We start from the raw sequence: 18,627 nt of genomic DNA on the forward strand, positions 1-18,627 counted from the left end.
GTCATCGTCACTCCGCCGCTGCCGACGCTAAGTTCACCTCAATCGAGCACCGCACCCCACCACACAATTGGCAGAGCCCCGGCCTGAGGCGGCAGAGCGCCCGGCCAGAGAAAGGGCATCATGAATCCTTTAAGAACCTCCGGCCGCTGGGCCAGAGGGCTGGCCGCCCTCGCCGTGACCGCTACGTCGACGCTCACCGCCCTCACTGTCATGGCCGGCCCCGCCGCCGCGACCGGGCATCCGAAGCCCGCTACAACCGCCGACCAGCCGAAGCTCGGCGACGCCTGTACCTCCGCCGACCTCGGCAAGCGGTACCCGTTCATCAAGAGCGCCCAAGTGCAGCCGACGATCACCCACTTCAAGGGCTGGTACGTCACCGAGGGGTCGACGGGCTCCCAGACGATCGAGACCAGTACACAGACCGTGGTCACGGTCCAGGTCGGCCTCTCCGCCAACATCCAGGGCAGCTTCCAGGTCGGAGTGCTCGGCCAGGTGGGCGGGAGCCTGGGCCTGAACGTGCAGATGTCCTCCTCCACCACCAGCAGCCAGTCCAAGTCCATCTCCTGGGACTTCCGCAGGCCCGGCTACTACGGCCTCTATGAGGGGACCCGCAAGGTCAGCGGGCAGTACGGCAGCCTGAACTGCAACCGTGCCGACCAGGGCAACGGCACCTACGCCACCAAATGGATCGAAGGCCCGGAGAGCGGCAGCTTCACGACATACACCACGCTGGAAGAGGGCGCGGTCCGATGCGAGGACGCCGTGCCCGCCAGCAGCATCATGCGCAAGGCGCAGGATCTCCTCGGCTGCGGGACTGCTGCGGCCGGTGCCAAACTCGCACCGGCGGCGAAGGCATCCGCGCCGGCAAAGGCAGCGAAGCAGGATCTGGCCGGCTCGCCCACCGCCCGCAACGCGCTGACAGGCTTCACATGCGACGGGGGCTACTACAAGATCGGCACAGCTGACCGGTCCCTGTTCTGGACCGCGCCCCTCCTGCAGGACGACAGTGTCCGGCTCAGGCCCTCCACGGTGTTCAGCGGCAACCTGGACCAATGGCAGATGTGCCACGGACCGGAGACCAACGGCATCGCTGAGCAGATCCTCATCAACCACCGCAGCAACAAGTGCCTGGCCATCGCGGAGCAGAACGCGGCCGTCGAGGGGTCCCCTCTGGTGCAGGCCGACTGCAAGGCGGACGACCTCCAGCGGTTCTACATCTACCGGGATGTTCCCGGCTCCAACAAGATCGGCATCCAGAACAAGTACACCGGCTACATGATCGGCCATGACCGCTACGCCGACGGCCAGCCCCTGCGCCAATACAGCATGGGCAAGCCCGACGGCACCGGAACGTACGTCCTGGTGAAGGCGTAGCCGTCCTGCCCATCCCGTCCGTCGACTTCCGCCAGCACCCGCGTACCGCGATGTAATCGGCCACCGGGCACTCGCGCAGCAGATCGCCGGGAAGAGCAGCGCCGCGCCCTGACCGCCTTCTTCGGTGGCTGGGGCGCGGCGGGCGGAACTGCCCGAGCCGGATGGGGCCGCGCCTGGTCCGCCTGCCGCGTTGACCGCGGACGTCGGCCGGGTAGGGGCGTGATGATCTCGGCTGTCGACGGGATGCTGGTTTTGACTGCCTGTTCGGGGAGGTCAGCCGCCGCTTCCCCGACCGGTGCTTTCGCCTTCGACCAGTTCGGGCCGCTGTCTATCCAGCCCTGTCACGGCACCTGCTGGGCCCGGCGCACGCACCCTGACCGGTTGCCCGCCCAACCACGCCGTCCTCGCCCGGGGCATCCACGCCTACCTGTGCTGGCGCAACGCTCATCGCAGACACCCGGATGTGCTGGCCGCGCAGCGCCGCGAACGCGCCCGCATTCGCAGCGAGCGCCAGCACCACTGGGGCCGCCCGCACCAGAAGACTGCATGCCCAACGGCCTCGGCCAACGCTCCACAGGAAGCCGCGTGGGTAATCGGGAGGCCGTGCGCATGAGGGTTGCGGCACACTCACCAGGTGATCGTTTTGCAACCTGTTCTGGAGATCTGCGCCCCCGACGGCTTCGCCCTCTGGCCGGTCGCCAAGTTCGAGCCGTACGACTTCCTGCCCCTCAGCGGCGCGCTCAGCCCGGCCGAACTCGGCACGGCGATCATGCGCATCGCCGACTGCAACAACATCGATACCGACGACGATCGACCGCCGTGGCCCGCCGACCCGCTCGGATCCTTCTTGCACGGACTGCTCACCATGGACGACCTCTTCGCGGCCGGCGGCCTGCGGGTCACCGACACCATCACCGGCACCGCCTTGCTGCCCGGCTGCTGCAACGGGCTGGAAGAGTGGCGTGACTGGCTCGAGGTCCTCGACGGCGACGGCTGGGCCTCCTTCGGCCATGACCCCTCTCCGCTCGCCGAACGCCTCGGCGACACGGTCCGGCTGACCGTCGATGCCGAGCAGGACGACGGCCCGGTGATTGAACTCCCCCTCTCCGAGCTGCGCCGTCTGCTCGCAACGGCAGAGGGCGATCTGACCGACTTCCTCCAGCTGGCTGCCGACTGGGCCGTCCAGCACCTGCCTGACCACGCCGCCGCGGTCACCGCAGCCCTCGCACGCGCCTTGAACCTGCCCGCGTTGGCCCTACCCCCGAAGCCGTAGGCTGACACGATGGCACCGCCGGTGAGGGCAACCAGGCATTCCTCCGCGAACTCGGCGCACACCCGGTGACCTACGGCGACGGCCTCTTCGACCGGGTGCGGAACGCGGCCCCGCAGGGCGTCGACGTCGTCCTCGACGCGTCCGGCCGCGACGCCCTGGCCGTGTCCCTGGAACTGACCGGCGGAGACCCGGCCAAGGTCCTCACCATCGCCGACCCGCGCGCCGGGCAGTACGGCGTTCACTTCTCCACCGAGGTCCTGCCCCTCCCGCAGGTCATGGCCGAACTCCTGCCCCTGTTCGAGGACGGCCGGCTGCAGCTGCCCGTCGAGGCCGTCTTCCCGCTGGAGCAGGCCGCCGACGCCTACCGACGCCTGGACGAAGGCCACCTGCGCGGAAAGATCGTCATCACCGCGGCCTGACCCGCCCGGCCCGTGCGGGGCCGCGTCCGCCGCCGCCCCGCACGGGCCGGTCGCCTCATGGCATATCGGCCCAGCGCCGGTCCTCCGGCAGAGCGAGCTGGTCGAGGCGGTACAGCAGGTCGGGGTCCGCATCGCCGCGGGTCCTGATCCGCGGTCCGGCGTATTGCAGTACCCAGGAGATCAGGTCCGCGTCCGGCCGGGGGTCGGCCGTCACCCAGCCCTGCGGGGTGAACGTGAGCGCCGCCGACAGGAGGTCGTCGATCCGGTACTCCACGAAGTCCAGCAGGTGCGCGTCGGCCACCGGGCCGGTCTCACTCTCCCACCGTGCCAGGCAGGGCGCCGGGGAACCATGCGCCTGCGCGCAGAACGCGAAGGCGTCGAAGACGGTGTGGGCGGGCCATGGCGCACGCAGGGCGGCGGACCAGTAGGTGTCCAGGAACGCGTGGACGGCATCGAACCGGTGGCCGGGCCACTGCTGCCAGTGGGCGCCGCCCAGGCCGAGGCCCCAGGCATCACTGACGTGCGCCCCCTCCGCCGCCAGGGCCGCCAGGCGCGGCAGGATGCGGCGGATCACTGCCGCGCCGTCCGTCCAGTGGCTCGGCACCTCGCGCGCCACTTGCAGCACGAATTCGTCCGGGAGCGCGGCATCGGGGTCGCGCAGCCATGCGATCTCTTCTTCGCCGTAGCAGAAGAGACACCCGGTCTCCTGCGGGTCGGCCGCCTGACCGGCGAAGACTTCGGCAACACGGGCCACGGCTGCGGTCAGCTCAGGGGTGGTGAGGCGGTTCACGGGTATCCCGTCCGAGACTCCGGCCGGTGACGGCCGAAGAGGGTGACGTTACCGGACGCGTCTGCGGCCGAGTCAGCCGGCCGTCCCGACCAGGGATGGGTACATGCAACGTGCCCGGAAGTCAGGGCGAGGCGCCTTCGACGGGGATCTCATAGGCGATTTCCCAACGGGCGTCCGGCACTGCGATGTCGGCCGTCTCGACCGGACGACCATCGGCGTCGTAGTACGTACGCTCGATCTCCATGATCAGATCACCCAGGCTGATGCCCAGGAGGTTGGCCTGCGCCTGCGTGGCCCGGGCCGGCCGGGGGACCTCGACCGCTGTTTCGATCACAACTCCGATGGAACGCATCCGCTCGACCACCCCCAGGCCCGCGCAGGGTCCGAGCTCAGGGAGGACGATCGGACTGTCTCCGGTGATGGCCATGGGCTCCCAGCTCTCGGAGACCTGTACGGGCCAACCGTCCGCCAGGAACTCGTAGACCGTGCGGACGCACGGGTCACCGGGCGCGATGGCGAGACGCTCCGCAATGCGTTCGGGCGCCGCCACGCGCGCCTCGGAGTGGGACTCCCATGAACTACGCCGACCCTGCTCACGCATGTCGGACCGGAAGGGAGAGTCCTCACGCCGCTCGCGGCGCCGGGACCGGACCATGCGCAAGCGCTCGCGGGGCATGCGCACATACGTGCCGGATCCGGCACGCCCCTCCAGCAGCCCCTCGACGATCAGGCGCTCCTGCGCCTTCTGCAGCACGTTCGGGCCCACTTCGTACTCGGCGGCCAGCCGGGCTCGCGAGGGGAGCCGATCCCCAACCGCCCACTCACCGGCGGCGATACGGCGCCGCAAGTCGTGTGCGACGCGCAGGTATGGCGGTTGTTCTGCGGCCATGGGCTCTCTCCGTGCTGCCCGTGAGGCTGGGGTTGCGGCGGCATTGACAACCTAATGCATCAGGTGGATTCTAATGCATTAGAAATGCGCTACGTGATCGCTCGCTCACCCGGGGGCATCTGTGTGCATCACAAAAGCCCAGGCCAAAGCACTGGCCGCGCTCCTTGCAGCAGCAACCGGGTGTACGCCGCGCACCAATGAGACACGGCAACGGATCCGCGTCGAGGTGGACCTCCCGCCCGACCTGAGCGAACAGGCCCGACGCGCCGTCCTGGTCAGCCTCATCGGCACGGACCGCTACGGACACGACCGCACCCGACACGGCGCGGTCGTCTGGGCCGAACTGGACCACAGGAGCAGCAGATGACCCGCAACCCTTTCACCCACTGGCTCGCACGAGCCGCCACCGACCCCCACGCCACCACTCACCTCTGGAACATGGGCTGCACCGCCCCGCTCCTGACCGGCAGGCGGTGGGACGTCGTGCAGGTGGACTTCGCCCTGGCCACGGCCGCCGTCCGTGAGCTCCGGGCGCAGGGCCACCACGTCGGCCCGCACCTCATGAGCGGTGCGGAACGCGCCACCTGGTGGCCACTTGCGCCAGGAGCGGGGCGTGGGCTGGCCGGGGTGGACGGGGTCATCGTCTACCCGCCCGGCTGGGCCCTCCTGTCGCCGCCGCCCGGCAAGTACCTCCGCGACCGTGTCTGGGTCTTCCCGGAAGAGGAGGAAGGAGACGGGGAAGGCCCCCGTCTCACCTCCCCCGGCCATCTGCGCTCCGCGCTCGACGCGGCGGGCCGGGTACTCGCCCGCACGGGGCGCGTCTCCTAGGAAGCGAGGACCACCGTCAACGCCCGGTCCGTCGGCAGCACTCCCGTCTTGACGCGTACGACCCCGCCCCGGTCGGCGGCGTCGTACCACCAGCCCTGCTCCGCCCGCTCGAACGCGTCCTTCGACGCGAACCGCGGCAGGTCCCGGCCGGCCAGCGTGGCCGTGGCCGGTGCCGTGCCCGTGTGGACGGTGAACTGGGCCGGGCGGGACGTCTGCTTGCCGCGGTAGTCACCCGTGAGGGGGCTCAGCTCCAGGGTCACGTCGGCCGCGGACCGTGCCTGTACCGTCAGCTTCTGCTGGGCGTACGCGCCCGTCCGGTGGGCGCGCGTCACGCCGTCGTCCTCGTACAGGGTGAAGGACGAGGTCCCCTGCGGGTAGACGTCCCAGGCGACCGGGGAGCCGGCCGTGCGGTCCTCGTAGGAGCGGATGCCGGGCCACATGGGGATGTTGGCCCCGGCCTTGACGAACAGCGGGAGGGTGTCCAGCGGGGCGCGGTAGCCGTCGACGGTGGTCGGGCCCTGGTAGGTGCGGCCCGTCCAGTAGTCGGTCCACTTCCCCTTGGGGAGATAGATGCCGTCGCGGACCTCCTTGTCCTCGTACACCGGGGCCACGAGGAAGTACTCGCCCGTCAGGAACTCGTACTTGGCCGCCTCCGACGACGCCTTGGGATCGTCCGGGTACTCCAGCGCCAGCGGGCGCACCGGCCCCACACCCGTCCGTGTCGCCTCGGCCGCGTAGGAGTACATGTAGGGCAGCAGCGACTCCTTGAGCTTGAGGTACTTGCGGTTGATGGAGGTGTACGGATCGCCGTAGCGCCACGGCTGCTTGTCGCTCGGCGCCCAGCCGTCCATGGTCATCACGGCCGGCAGGAACGCCTTCCACTGCAGGTCGCGCACGTACGTCTTCGGGCTGCCGCCGAAGATGCCGTCCACGTCGCCCGTCGTGTACGCCAGGCCCGACATGGTCGCGCCCGCATATGTGGGGATCTGCCAGCGGATGTACTCCCACGAACCCTTCTGGTCGCCGGACCACTGCACGCCGCAGCGCTGGGCACCGGACCAGCTCTCGGGGGCCCAGGTGAAGCCGCGGGCGTCGCTGTTGTCCTCGATGCCCTTGTAGGCGTCCTTGCAGCCGTCGAGCGCGAACTTGTAGCCGTCGCCGACCCAGGCGACGTCCAGCTTGGCGACCCGCTGGCCCGCCTTGACCTGGTCGGCGAGTTTCCCGAGGCCGTCCTCGGTCCACAGGCCCATCTTCGTGTTCCGGTCGCCGAGGCCCTTGTTCACCTCGCTCAGGTTCTCGTAGCCGCAGCCGTAGCCGTCGTTGACGAGCATCCAGCCGAGCGGCAGGTCGCCCGCGGTGTAGCCGTCGGCGACCTTCAGGGCGTCGAGCGTGCGGCGCTCGCCGCGGTTCTTGTTGTGCAGGTAGCAGTCGGAGTCGCCGATCTCCAGCCCGTACAGCGGCGGCAGGAAGGGCCGGCCGGTCAGCTTCGTGTACTGGCCTATGACGTCCTTCGCCGAGCCACCCGCGAAGTAGTAGGCGTCGAAGCGCCGTTCCCGCTCGGTCGTCGTGACTGGGTCGTCGAACGCGTACGTGCCGGGCGCGTAGGTGTTGCGGTAGACGCCGTAGCCGGCCGACGACAGGTAGAACGGCACGGAGTTGGGGTGGCCGCCGTCGTCCCAGTTGTAGTCGACGCCGACCTCCACCGTCCGGCCCCGGTGCGAGGTGTTGCCGCGCCCGTTCTGCATCCCGGCGCCGTAGAACTGCTCGTCGGCGCCACGGGCGAGGGTCTGGGTGGTGCGGTCCCCGCTCCAGGTGAGGCCCTTGGTCTCCGCCCACAGCCGGGTGCCGTCCGCGCGGTGCAGGGCGAAGCGCAGCGGGCTCTTGTACGCGCGCAGGGTCACCGCCGACGTGCTCATCTCGTAGCGGTCGGCCCGCTCGCGCCAGCGGGTGGCCGGGGGCGGCCCCTGGCGCTGCACGATGTCCTTGCCGGCCGGGTCGGTGAACGTGCCGTCGGGAGCCAGCTCGACGCGGAAGGTGTCGGCGGCGACGAAGCTGACCCGCACCCGGGCCTCGCCTGCCTTCAGGTGGAAGACGGGCCCCGCCGTGGAGAAGCCGGTGACGTCGCCGACGGTCCGTTCGGCGGGGCCGGGCGGGCCGGCGTGCGCGCCGCCGGCCGGGCCGGCCAGGGCCGCCATGAGCCCGAGGAGGGCGGTGGCGGCCACCGCTCTGAGTCGTCGTGGTGTTCTCATGCTGGCGTGCATAGTGCGTGGAGCATGCGCGGGACCATGGACTGGTGTGCGGGAGGCCTGGACTTCCCGTGCCGGCGGGCCCCGATGACGAACGGGGCGCTGTCCCCGCAGGTACTCCTGCGGGGACAGCGCCCCATGGCGGAAGGGAGGGTCAGCGCGTCACAGCGCCACGCCCAGCAGGGCGTCGGCCGCGCGGGACACCAGGCCCGGTGCCCCCTCGTCCGTGCCGCCGTCGGCCGCCTGGGCCGCGGCCCAGCGGTCGATCGCGGCGAGCGCGGCCGGGGCGTCGAGGTCGTCGGCGAGGGCCTGGCGGATCTCCTCGACGAGCGCGTCGGCAGACGGGCCGTCGGGGCGGGAGACGGCGGCGCGCCAGCGGGCCAGGCGCTCCACGGCCTCGGTCAGGACGTCGTCCGTCCACTCCCAGTCGGCCCGGTAGTGGTGGGACAGGAGCGCGAGCCGGATGGCGGCCGGGTCGACGCCTTCGCGGCGCAGCGTGGAGACGAAGACCAGGTTGCCCTTGGACTTGGACATCTTCTGGCCGTGGAGGGCGACCATGCCGGCGTGCACGTAGGTCTTGGCGAAGGGGTGCTCGCCGGTGAGCGCCTGGGCGTGCGAGGCGCCCATCTCGTGGTGCGGGAAGATCAGGTCGGAGCCGCCGCCCTGGACGTCGAAGCCCATGCCGAAGTACTCCAGGGCGATGGCGACGCACTCGATGTGCCAGCCGGGCCGTCCGGGGCCGAGGGTGGCCCCGTCCCAGCTGGGCTCGCCCGGGCGGGCGGCCATCCACAGCATGGGGTCGACGGGGTTCTTCTTGCCCGGGCGCTCCGGGTCGCCGCCGCGCTCGGCGGACAGCAGGCGCATCGCCTCTGCGTCGAGGTGGGAGACGCCGCCGAAGGCGGGGTCGGAGGCGACGGAGAAGTAGATGTCGCCGTCGAGTTCGTAGGCGGCGCCAGCGTCGCGCAGCCGCTCCACCAGGGGGACGATCTTCGGTATCGACTCCACCGCACCCACGTACTGGCGGGGCGGGAGGATGCGCAGGGCGGTCATGTCCTCGCGGAAGAGGGCCGTCTCGCGCTCGGCGAGGGCAGTCCAGTCGTCGCCGTTGGCGATGGCCCGCTCCAGCAGCGGGTCGTCGACGTCGGTGACGTTCTGGACGTAGTGAACCTGCCGCTTGGTGTCGAGCCACACGCGCTGCACCAGGTCGAACGCGTTGTAGGTCGCCGCGTGTCCCAGGTGGGTGGCGTCGTACGGCGTGATGCCGCAGACGTAGATACGGGCGACGGGACCGGGAACGAGGGTCACCCGTTCACCGGTCGCGGTGTCGTGGATCCGGAGGTCGCGGCCACTGCCGGGCAGGGCGGGTACCTCTGAAGCGGGCCAGGCATGCATGCCCTGAGCGTAACCGGATGCACGTTCCGGATACGAACCGGGCAGGGCGGTTGGCCGAATCTGCTGTCTTGCGCGGGGCGCGGTGGGTGTGCTTTTCCCCAGTCCCGCCCCTTCCCGGAACCGGGCTCCGCCCCGGACCCCCGACACCGCGCGCGGCGCGGTCCCGGAGATCTACACCGGCGGCCAGGGTATCGCCGGCCACTGACCGCTGGGCTCACGGTGGCGCCCGGTGCGCAGAAGGTCCGCCACCCGCTCCCTCAGCGCATCGATCTCAGCCGAACTGATCAGTTCCCCCAGCCGCGTGGCCAGCGGCCGGCCCTCGGCCAGATCGGCCGAAAGTCGCCGCAACGCGGTCAGCGCCTCCTCGGGCAGCGGCTCCCCGGCCCAGCCCCACAGCAGGGTGCGCAGCTTGTCGTCCGCGTTGAATGTCACACCGTGGTCGATGGCGTAAAGCCGCCCGTCCGCGGCGGGCAGCAGATGACTGCCCTTGCGGTCACCGTTGTTGATCACCGCGTCGAGGACGGCGAGCCGGCGCAGCCGCTCGTCGTCGGCGTGCACCAGCAGCGCGGTGCGGTCCTCGCCGACGTCCGCGAAGCCGACGGCCTTCCAGCCGGGCCCCGGCTCCTCGCCCTCGACCAGGGCCAGCAGCGCCTGAGTGGTCTCCTCGCCGGCCGACGCCTCGATCCACAGCTGGCACATGCCGCGGCCGTAGGGGCCCTCGCGCAGCACGGTCGGCGGGATCAGTCCCCAGCCCATGGCCTCGGAGAGCTCGTAGGCCGCGACCTCGCGCTGGGCCAGCGTCCCATCGGGGAAGTCCCACAGGGGCCGCTCCCCGGCCTCCGGCTTGTAGACGCAGGCGGCGCTCACGCCCTCGTACTCGACCGTGCAGTAGAGCACCGCGTTGGACGCCTCACGGACGCGCCCGCGCACCGTCAGCTCGCCCTCGGCAAGCAGCTCGTGCGGGGTCACGCTCCGCGGCGGTATCCGTTCTGGCGCGGACATACATGTCCCTCCGGGTCGAGCGGCAGGCTGCACAGCGGGCACGGGGGCCGGCCGGCGTTGACGACTTCCAGGGCGCGCTTGGCGAACGCGCGGGCCATGGTGCCGGTGAGCCGCACGCGCAGCATCGGCGGGCCGTTCAGCTCGTCCTGCAGCAGCCGCTCCTCGGCCTCGGCGAGGTCCTCGTCGGTGTCGGCCTCCAGCTCGACGAGCGCCTGGGCCTCGACCACCATGCGCTGGCCGTCGCCGTCCCAGGCCAGGGCCATGGTGCCGACCCGGAACTCCTCCTCGACGGGGGACTGGAGGGGCTCGGTGTCGGTGAACTCGACGGGCGCCACGGCCGGCACCGGGGCGCTGCCGCCGGTGCGCCGGACGACCTCGTCGAGGAGCTCGTCGATGCGCTCGGCGAGCGCCTCCACCTGGGCCTTCTCCAGCGCGACGCTGGTCGTCCGGCCGGCCGCGGCGGCCTGGAGGAAGAATGTGCGGCGGCCCGGCAGCCCGACCGTACCGGCGACGAAGCGGTCCGGCGGGTCATAGAGGAACACCTGACGGGACAACGTCCTGCTCCATTGGGTTCGGTGGTCGGAGTGTCTTTACCGGGTGCGGGGTCACCAGCGCCGGCAGCCGGCGGCCCGGGCGCTCCCGCCTCACCACCCTACTGCGCGCAACGATCACGGTGCTCCCGCACCGCCCCCCACGGCCGCGTCCGCGGCGGCCCCCTCGCGAGCGGGCTCCCGGGGGGCGAGAGCGGCCAGGTCGCCGGTGTCGCCCAGGCGCAGCAGGTAGGGACGCAGGCGGGTGTAGCGGATGGCGGTGACCGAGCAGGGGTCGGCGGTGATCCGCTGGAAGTGGTCGAGGTGCAGGCCCAGGGCATCGGCGACGAGCGACTTGATCAGGTCGCCGTGGGTGCACACCAGGTAGGCGGCGTCCTCGCCGTGCTCCCGCTCGATCCGCTCGTTCCACTCCCGTACGGCGTCGACCGCGCGCGCCTGCATGGCGCGCAGGGACTCACCGCCGGGAAAGGCGGCCGCGGCCGGGTGGCGCTGGACGACCTCCCACAGCGGTTCGCCGGCGAGGTCGGCGAGCTTGCGGCCCGACCAGTCGCCGTAGTGGCACTCGCCGACGCGCTCGTCGGTGTGCAGCGGCAGTCCGGGCCGGGCGGCGAGCAGCGGCTGGAGGGTCTCGCGGCAGCGCTGCAGGGGGCTGGTGACGGCGGCGGCGAGCGGGACGTCCGCCAGCCGGGCCGGCAGGGCGGCGGCCTGCGCGGCGCCGCGCTCGTCCAGGGCCACGCCGGGGGTCCATCCGGCGAGCACTCCCCCGGTGTTGGCGGTGGACCGGCCGTGCCGGACCAGGATCAGCGTGGGCATGACCGCCAGCCTACGATGCCGTCGGGCACCACAGGGGTGTGATGGAGGTGTCATGGGAAACGGGATGCGGGGGAAAGAGCCGGGGAAGCTCAGGGAAGGATGTCTCGCGTGATCGTGGACTGCGCCATCTACCGGGACGGGCACCGCACCGAGGGCCCCGCCGACTTCTCCGACGCGCTGGACCAGGCGCGCGCGGACGGCAACTCGTTTTTGTGGATCGGCCTGCACGAGCCCACGGAGAAGGAGTTCGAGCTGGTCACCAGCGAGTTCGCCCTGCACCCGCTGGCCGTGGAGGACGCTCTCAACGCCCATCAGAGGCCGAAGCTGGAGGTGTACGACGACTCGCTGTTCATGGTCCTCAAGCCCGTGGTGTACGACGACGACGCGGACACCGTCACCACCGGCGAGCTGATGCTGTTCGTCGGCGACTCCTTCGTGGTGACCGTCCGGCACGGGGAGGGCAGCCCGCTGGCGCGCGTGCGGCAGCGGCTGGAGCGGGACCCGGAGCTGCTGTGCCACGGGGCGACGGCGGTGCTGTACGCGGTGAGCGACGAGGTCGTGGACCAGTACACGGAGGTGGCGGCCCTGCTGCAGGCGGACCTCGACGAACTGGAGGCCGAGGTGTTCGCGCCGCCGGGCGGGGACACCAAGCACACCGCGTCGCGGATCTACTCCTTCAAGCGCCAGGTCGTGGAGTTCCGGCGGGCCACGAACCCGCTCAACGAGCCGGTCGCGCGGCTGGCGGGGGCGGGGCTGCCGTTCGTGGACGAGCGCTCGCGGCCCTTCTTCCGCGACGTCGGCGACCACCTGACGCGGGCCAACGAGTCCGTGGAGGGCCTGGACCGGCTGCTCACGGACATCCTCTCGGCGCACCTCGCGCAGATGGGCGTGCAGCAGAACGACGACATGCGCAAGATCTCGGCCTGGGCGGCGATGGCGGCCGTCCCGACGATGGTGGCCGGGGTGTACGGGATGAACTTCGACCACATGTGGGAGTTGCGGCAGCCGTGGGGCTACCCGGCGGTGCTGGTGCTGATGGCCGGGCTGGTCCTCTGGCTCTACCGGATGTTCAAACGGCGGGGCTGGCTGTAGCGGCCGCCGCGAGGGCCGGGGCCGGCCCGGCGCGCGCCCGGCGGCGCACGCTCGGCCGGACGAAGGATTCCGGGCGGGGATCCGAGGGCGGTCCGGCGCGTAACCACCCGGGCGCACGGGCGTTGTGTTAGGTGTCGGCCGTGGCGGGGATGACAACCCCCGAGCCCCCACCACGGCCGCGGACTTCCCCGCTCAGGCCCCGCTCAGGCCCCGCTCAGGCCAGTCCCGCCAGCTCCAGCGCCTCGATGCCCGTGCGCAGGTTCGCGATCCGCTCGTCCAGGGTGAACCCGGCCGGGGCCAGCGACAGGGTGGTGGTTCCCGCGTCGGCGTAGGCCTGCATGCGGTCGGCGATGCGCTCCACGGGGCCCAGCAGGGCGGTGGAGTCGATGAGCTCGCGCGGGATGGCCGCCGCCGCGCCGGCCTTGTCGCCGGCCAGGTACTTCTCCTGGATCTCGGCGGCCTCCTTCTCGTACCCCATCCGCTGCGCGAGCTTGTTGTAGAAGTTCTGCTTGGCGCTGCCCATGCCGCCCACATAGAGGGCGGTGTACGGGCGGAAGAGGTTCGCGAGGGCGTCGACGTCGTCGCCCACGGCCATGGGGACGGTCGGGACGAGGTCGAAGCCGTCGAGGTCCTTGCCCGCCTTGGCGCGGCCCGCGCGCAGGGCGCCGAGGGTGGTCTCCTCCGCGTGCTCGGGGGCGAAGAAGACGACGAGGGCGCCGTCGGCGAGCTCGCCGGTCTGCTCGAGGTTCTTCGGGCCGATCGCGGCGATGTACAGCGGGATGCGCTCGCGCACGGGGTGCACGGTCAGCTTCAGGGGCTTGCCGGGGCCGTCGGGCAGCGGCAGCGTCCAGTGCGCCCCCTCATGGGTCACGCGCTCGCGGGACATGGCCTTGCGGACGATCTCGACGTACTCGCGGGTGCGGGCGAGCGGCTTGTCGAACTTCACGCCATACCAGCCCTCGGAGACCTGCGGGCCGGAGACGCCGAGGCCGAGCCGGAAGCGGCCGCCGGAGAGCGAGTCGAGGGTGGCGGCGGTCATCGCCGTCATCGTGGGCGTCCGGGCGGGGATCTGCAGGATCGCCGAGCCGACGTCGATGCGCTCGGTCTGCGCCGCGACCCAGGACAGCACGGTGGGGGCGTCCGAGCCGTAGGCCTCGGCGGCCCAGCAGACCGCGTAGCCGAGCCGGTCCGCCTCGCGGGCGACCGCGAGGTTGTCCGCGTCCATCCCGGCTCCCCAGTAGCCGAGGTTGATTCCGAGCCTCATGCGACTCATTCGGGCGCCCCTTACCGATCAGTAACGTCGTTGTCGCCCGGACTCTAGCGCGCGGACCTGGGTCACGTCACCGGCGACTTCCTCACCCCAAGTGGCGGCCCGGCACCGCAATGCGGCGCGGACAGTACCCTCAGCGCTCATGGAACAAAGGCATCTCGGCCACACCGGCCTGCGGGTATCCCGGCTCGGGCTCGGCACCCTCACCTGGGGCCGGGACACCGGGGAGCACGAGGCGGCCGGGCAGCTCAAGGCCTTCTGGGACGCGGGCGGCACGCTCGTCGACACCGCCGACGTCTACGCGGACGGGGGCGCCGAATACCTCCTCGGGCAGCTCCTGGAGGACCTCGTGCCGCGCCGGGACCTGGTCATCGCGACCAAGGCCGGCAGCGTCCTGGACCCCGGCCGGCGCGTCGACTGCTCGCGCGGCCACCTCCTCGCCGCACTCGACGCCTCGCTGGAACGGCTCGGCACCGACTACGTCGACGTGTGGCAGATACACGCCTTCGACCCCGGCACCCCGGTCGAGGAGACGCTGCACGCCATCGACCTCGCCGTGCACAGCGGCCGGGCCCGCTACGCGGGGGTCGCCGGCTTCTGCGGCTGGCAGCTCGCCAAGGCGGCGACCTGGCAGCTCGCCGAGCCGGGGGCGCGGACGCGGCTGGCCTGCACGCAGATGGAGTACTCGCTGCTGCAGCGCGGCATCGAGCGCGAGGTGCTGCCCGCCGCGCTCGACCTCGGCATCGGCGTCCTGCCGTCCTCGCCGCTGGGCCGGGGCGTGCTGACGGGCAAGTACCGCCACGCCACCCCCGCCGACTCGCGGGGTGCCTCCGAGCACCTCGCCCCCTTCGTCGCCCCCTACCTCGACGACACGGCGAGCCGCATCGTCGACGCGGTCACCACTGCGGCCCACGGTCTCGCCACGACGCCCCTGCAGGTGGCCCTGGCCTGGGTCCGCGACCGTCCCGGCGTCGTCGCCCCGCTCGTCGGCGCCCGCACCGCGCAGCAGCTCGAAGCGGCGCTGTCAGTGGAGACCCTTAGTCTTCCGGACGAGATCTGCCAGGCGCTGGACGACGTATCGGCGCCCGTGCACCGCTACCCCGACCAGGACTGGAGCACGCTGTGACCAACGACCGCGGTCCCCTCGCCGGTGAGCCCGCCACCGCGCCCGCGGAAGAGGCCGCCGCCCAGGCACCCGCCCCCGCCCCCGGCGGCGAAGAGCCCCCGCAGGCCGCGCCGGAATCCGACGCCGCACGCGCCGGCACCGACGGCTCCGGTACGCAGCCGGGCGCGGAGACCGCCACTCCGGCGGGCAGCAGCGCCGGGAACTCCGCCGCGGAGTCGGCCGCGCCGGGCGGGGAGGACGAGCCCGCCACGGAGGACGCGGAGGCCGCCACTCCGGGGCACGGCGGTGCCACGGACCTGAGTGCCGCGCCGAGCGGAGAGGACGAGCCCGCCACGCCGGATGCGGAGACCCCGTCCCCGGCGCACGGCGCCGGGAACCCCGGAGCCGAGCCGGGCGGAGAGGACGAGCCCGCCACGGACGACTCGCGTACGCAGCCGGGCGCGGGGAGCGCCGGCGGGGAGTCGCCGGCGAGGGAGCGGTCGGCTGTGGCCGAGGCGCTGGCGGCCGCGGTGCGGGCCGTGGAGAGTGGGGAGCGGCCCGCGGCGTCGTTCTTCAGCGAACCCAAGCCGGCGGCGCGGCCGGCCCGGCCGGCGCCGGTCGCGCGGCCCGCCGCCGCGGCGGCGCCCGTGCGCGCCGGCGTCCGGGCGATCACGCCGAGCGCGGGCCTCGTCGAGGTGCTCGCCGCAGGCGGTGCGCCGGAGCAGCTCGCGGCCGCGGCCGCCGAAGCGCTCGGCGAGAACGCCGCCGACACCCTCCGGGAGGACCCGTGGCAGCTGCTGGCCGTGCCGGGGGTGCGGCCCGAACAGGCCGACGGGTTCGCCCGTGCCCTGCTGGGCGCGGAGTGCGGGCCGGGCGACGAGCGCCGGGCCCAGGCGCTCGTCGTATGGCTGCTGGAGCGCGCCGCCCTCGCGGGGCACACCGTGCTCGAGGCCCCGGCGCTGGGCGCCGAGCTCGCCCGGCGCTCCGTGCCGGAGCCGGACGAGGCGCTGCAGAGCGCCATCGCGGACGGCGCGGTGCTGGTGTTCCACGAAGGCCCCGGAGGCGAGGGCGGGAGCGAAGGCGAAGGCGAAGGCGAAGGCGAAGGCGAGGGCGAGGACGCCGGGGCCCCGGTGTCGCTGCTGCTCGGCCTGGACCGGTACGCCATGGCGGAGGAGAGCCTCGCCGACGGCCTCGGCCGTCTGATCAACGCCACCTTCCCGGAAGCACCGGAAGCCGACTGGGAGGCCGCGGCGGCCACCGCCCCCTCCCCGTCCGCCGCCGAGCTGATCCGCACCGCCGCCGGCTGCGGCCTGGCCGCGCACAGCGGCGGCGAGGCGGCCCGCGCCGAGCCCGCCGCCCTGGTCGCGGCAGCGGCCGGACTCGGCCTGCGGGCCTGCGCCGCCGCGCACACCGAGGACGGGCGGCGCCGCCTCGCCGGGCTCGGCGTCCCCGACGCCGTGACCGTCGCCGGCCTGCTGTCCGGACAGCAAGGGCCCGGACGCGCCGAGGACGGCTCCCTCGCCCTGGACCTGCTCGTCGTGCTGGACGCCCCGCAGCTGGATGTGGAGACGGCGGCGCTGCTGGTGGAATCGCTCGCGGACGGCACCCGGCTGGTGCTCAGCGGCGACCCGGGCGTGCTGTGGTCGGCGGGCCCGGGCCGCGTGTTCGCGGACGTCGTGGCGGCCCGCGCCTGCCCGGTGGTCGTCTCCCGCACCCCCGACCCGGGCCCGCTCGGCGAGCTCGTATCGGGCATCGGCGTCGGCGAGCTGCACCAGGTGGACGCCCCCGGCAAGGAGATCGTGATCGTCCCGGTCCGGGACCCGGGCGAGGCGGTGCACCGCACGGTGCAGCTGGTCGCGGACTCCGTGCCGCGCGCGATCGGCGTGCCCGCCGAGCACACCCAGGTGATCACCCCCGGCCACGGCGGCCCGGCCGGCACCCGCGCGCTGAACGCGGCGCTCAAGGAGCGGCTGAACCCCGGCCCCGGCCGGTTCGGCGGCTTCGACCCGGGCGACAGGATCGCCCACGTCCCCGCGCCCGGCCGGATGCTCCCCGGGACCGTGGTCTCGGCGGACGCCGAAGGCCTGCGGCTGGACTGCGGCGGCACCCCCGTCGTCGTACCGCCGGAGCGCGTGGGCGAGGAGGTGCGCCACGGCTGGGCCGTGACCGCCCACCAGGCGGCCGGGACGCGCTGGCCCGCGGCCGTGGTGGTGCTGCCGGGCGACGCCGCCGGGACGCTGACGAGGTCCTGGGTCTACACGGCGTTCAGCCGTGCCGAGCGGCATCTGTCGGTGGTGCACGGCGTCGACCAGGCACTGCCCCGCGCGGTCGCCGAGGTGCCGGCGAAGGAGCGGACCACCCGGCTGCGGTCCCTGCTCCAGGCGCAGGCCCGTCCCACGGAGTGATCAGCGGCCGTCCCGGGGCTCCGGCGGAGCCCCGGGACGGCCGTAATCCCCGGGGTCAGCGTCCCCGGGCCCGTACGGCGCCGCCGCCCTCCCCGTCGCCTTCATCGGCATCGGCATCGGCGTCCAGCTCGTCCTCGATGCCTTCGATGCCGTCGTCGTCACCATCGTCACCGTCGTCGAGGCCGAGCTCCTCGTCGAAGACGGCGCTGACGTCGAAGCGGCACACGACCCGCTGCGGGTCGGCCTGGTCGAAGGGGGCGGCCAGCCACTCCCCCGGCTCGGCCGGCTCGTCGGCGGCCGACACCCACAGCGTGGAGTCGCCCTCCTCAAGGCCGAATTCCTTGTGCCGGGAGGCGATTTCGTCCGGCTCGTACTCGCCGAAGAGCACCCCGAGAGCGGCGTGCATGCTGTGGCCGACGATGCCCGCCGCGCCGCCGTGGCCTCCCGCGTCCGTGTCGACGTCGACGTCCGGGTCGAGGTCGGCGACGCGCTGGGCCTGGGCCAGCAGCCGCTGGGGCTCGACGACCGCGTAGTCCCGGCGGATCAGCACACTGAGCGCGCTGGGCTCGTCCGGCCCGGCGTAGGCCGGCAGTGTGTCGTCCCCGGGGATCTCGAAGGGGGTGACCTCGTCGTAGGCGTCGTAGAGGAGCTCGTCGTACGCCTCGGCTGTCGCGGCCAGCTCGTTGAACGCGGCGTAGACGGCCGGGTCGTCCTCCCCCGTACGGCGTTCGACGGCCTCGAGGTGGCGGTCCAGAGCGGCTTTGACCGCCTCGGCGGCGGCCCGAACCTCGTCAGCGGTTGGCTGCGCAGCATCAGACATAGTGCAGACGCTATCCGCACCGGACCCGTTCCCGCACAATAGATGCGATGCCGGAATACGAATTCTGCGATGTGTATGTACCCCGGGGGATCTCCCGGAGGGCCACCACACGCCTGCTGACCGAACACGCCGAGTACGGACACTGGGAGTTGGACCGACTTCGCCTCTACCCCGACGGCAGTCGCAGGGTGCGGCTGCGCCGCCGGATCATTCGCCAGATCCGCGCCACGTGGTGACTCGGTACCGCCTTCGGTACCGCACGGCGACCGGGTGACCACCCGGGAGTGAACGCATACAGAGCGGGCCCCGCGGCTGCGGGGCCCGCTCCGTGCCGGTTGATACCGGTTCAGCCGTTCAG

The 18,627-nt window shown here is 72.5% G+C and carries 17 protein-coding genes and 2 pseudogenes; 10 read left to right on the forward strand and 9 right to left on the reverse strand.

Annotated features, from left to right (window positions below):
• The first annotated feature begins 120 nt into the window (after positions 1-120).
• The 4 genes and pseudogenes from AB0F13_RS14415 to AB0F13_RS14430 form a co-directional block, all read left to right on the forward strand.
• Positions 121-1,374 carry an RICIN domain-containing protein gene (locus AB0F13_RS14415; protein WP_362080524.1) on the forward strand — a complete coding sequence of 418 codons (1,254 nt, stop codon included), beginning with the start codon at positions 121-123 and terminating at the stop codon, positions 1,372-1,374.
• Positions 1,375-1,705: 331 nt separating this feature from the next.
• Positions 1,706-1,885: pseudogene (locus tag AB0F13_RS14420) on the forward strand (IS630 family transposase); the annotation flags it as partial.
• 123 nt (positions 1,886-2,008) lie between these two features.
• Positions 2,009-2,647 (forward strand): hypothetical protein, encoded by a 639-nt coding sequence (locus AB0F13_RS14425; RefSeq protein ID WP_362080526.1) that lies wholly within the window; start codon positions 2,009-2,011, stop codon positions 2,645-2,647.
• 62 nt (positions 2,648-2,709) lie between these two features.
• Positions 2,710-3,066: pseudogene (locus AB0F13_RS14430) on the forward strand (zinc-binding dehydrogenase); the annotation flags it as partial.
• 55 nt (positions 3,067-3,121) lie between these two features.
• Here the strand turns inward: AB0F13_RS14430 and AB0F13_RS14435 are convergent.
• Entirely contained in the window at positions 3,122-3,856 is a 735-nt protein-coding gene (locus tag AB0F13_RS14435) for a hypothetical protein (protein WP_362080528.1), read from the reverse strand.
• Between the two features lie 121 nt (positions 3,857-3,977).
• Entirely contained in the window at positions 3,978-4,745 is a 768-nt protein-coding gene (locus AB0F13_RS14440; protein ID WP_362080531.1) for a GntR family transcriptional regulator, read from the reverse strand.
• Between the two features lie 226 nt (positions 4,746-4,971).
• Between AB0F13_RS14440 and AB0F13_RS14445 the strand changes: the two genes are divergently transcribed.
• Both AB0F13_RS14445 and AB0F13_RS14450 read left to right on the forward strand, forming a co-directional pair.
• Positions 4,972-5,112, forward strand: coding sequence for a hypothetical protein (locus AB0F13_RS14445; protein ID WP_362080534.1), 141 nt, complete (start codon positions 4,972-4,974; stop codon positions 5,110-5,112).
• On the forward strand, positions 5,109-5,573 hold the full coding sequence (locus AB0F13_RS14450; RefSeq protein ID WP_362080537.1) for a hypothetical protein: 465 nt from the start codon (positions 5,109-5,111) through the stop codon (positions 5,571-5,573). Before AB0F13_RS14445 ends, AB0F13_RS14450 begins: the two co-directional genes overlap by 4 nt.
• Here the strand turns inward: AB0F13_RS14450 and AB0F13_RS14455 are convergent.
• The 5 genes from AB0F13_RS14455 to AB0F13_RS14475 all read right to left on the reverse strand — a co-directional run bounded on the left by AB0F13_RS14455 (position 5,570) and on the right by AB0F13_RS14475 (position 11,577).
• Positions 5,570-7,822: a TIM-barrel domain-containing protein gene (locus tag AB0F13_RS14455; protein ID WP_362080540.1), complete on the reverse strand. Its 2,253-nt coding sequence runs from the start codon at positions 7,820-7,822 to the stop codon at positions 5,570-5,572. The two genes, AB0F13_RS14450 and AB0F13_RS14455, sit on opposite strands and share 4 nt — an antisense overlap.
• Positions 7,823-7,981: 159 nt before the next feature.
• On the reverse strand, positions 7,982-9,211 hold the full coding sequence (mshC, locus tag AB0F13_RS14460) for a cysteine--1-D-myo-inosityl 2-amino-2-deoxy-alpha-D-glucopyranoside ligase (protein ID WP_362080543.1): 1,230 nt from the start codon (positions 9,209-9,211) through the stop codon (positions 7,982-7,984).
• A gap of 171 nt (positions 9,212-9,382) precedes the next feature.
• Positions 9,383-10,213, reverse strand: coding sequence for an SCO1664 family protein (locus tag AB0F13_RS14465; RefSeq protein ID WP_362080546.1), 831 nt, complete (start codon positions 10,211-10,213; stop codon positions 9,383-9,385).
• The gene (locus AB0F13_RS14470; protein ID WP_362080549.1) at positions 10,177-10,767 is read right to left on the reverse strand and encodes a DUF3090 domain-containing protein; all 591 of its coding nucleotides are present in this window, start codon (positions 10,765-10,767) and stop codon (positions 10,177-10,179) included. The genes AB0F13_RS14465 and AB0F13_RS14470 overlap by 37 nt, the downstream gene beginning before the upstream one ends.
• A 114-nt stretch (positions 10,768-10,881) precedes the next feature.
• A complete protein-coding gene (locus tag AB0F13_RS14475; RefSeq protein WP_362080552.1) occupies positions 10,882-11,577 on the reverse strand; it encodes a histidine phosphatase family protein in 696 nt (231 codons plus the stop codon).
• A gap of 99 nt (positions 11,578-11,676) precedes the next feature.
• Here AB0F13_RS14475 and corA point away from each other — a divergent pair, with 99 nt between their 5' ends.
• Positions 11,677-12,669, forward strand: a complete 993-nt coding sequence (corA, locus tag AB0F13_RS14480; protein WP_362080555.1) for a magnesium/cobalt transporter CorA — start codon at positions 11,677-11,679, stop codon at positions 12,667-12,669.
• Between the two features lie 214 nt (positions 12,670-12,883).
• On the opposite strand, the gene AB0F13_RS14485 is transcribed toward corA, so the two are convergent.
• A complete protein-coding gene (locus tag AB0F13_RS14485; RefSeq protein ID WP_362080558.1) occupies positions 12,884-13,933 on the reverse strand; it encodes an LLM class F420-dependent oxidoreductase in 1,050 nt (349 codons plus the stop codon).
• Positions 13,934-14,081: 148 nt separating this feature from the next.
• Here AB0F13_RS14485 and AB0F13_RS14490 point away from each other — a divergent pair, with 148 nt between their 5' ends.
• Positions 14,082-15,065 (forward strand): aldo/keto reductase, encoded by a 984-nt coding sequence (locus AB0F13_RS14490; RefSeq protein WP_362080561.1) that lies wholly within the window; start codon positions 14,082-14,084, stop codon positions 15,063-15,065.
• Positions 15,062-17,449 carry a helix-hairpin-helix domain-containing protein gene (locus AB0F13_RS14495; protein ID WP_362080564.1) on the forward strand — a complete coding sequence of 796 codons (2,388 nt, stop codon included), beginning with the start codon at positions 15,062-15,064 and terminating at the stop codon, positions 17,447-17,449. Before AB0F13_RS14490 ends, AB0F13_RS14495 begins: the two co-directional genes overlap by 4 nt.
• A gap of 55 nt (positions 17,450-17,504) precedes the next feature.
• On the opposite strand, the gene AB0F13_RS14500 is transcribed toward AB0F13_RS14495, so the two are convergent.
• Positions 17,505-18,269: a hypothetical protein gene (locus tag AB0F13_RS14500; RefSeq protein ID WP_362080567.1), complete on the reverse strand. Its 765-nt coding sequence runs from the start codon at positions 18,267-18,269 to the stop codon at positions 17,505-17,507.
• Between the two features lie 47 nt (positions 18,270-18,316).
• On the opposite strand from AB0F13_RS14500, the gene AB0F13_RS14505 reads away from it, so the two are divergent.
• The gene (locus tag AB0F13_RS14505; protein WP_362080570.1) at positions 18,317-18,505 is read left to right on the forward strand and encodes a DUF5703 family protein; all 189 of its coding nucleotides are present in this window, start codon (positions 18,317-18,319) and stop codon (positions 18,503-18,505) included.
• The last annotated feature ends 122 nt before the right edge of the window (positions 18,506-18,627 follow it).

It is taken from the genome of Streptomyces sp. NPDC026206 (genome assembly GCF_040638465.1).
GTDB lineage: Bacteria > Actinomycetota > Actinomycetes > Streptomycetales > Streptomycetaceae > Streptomyces.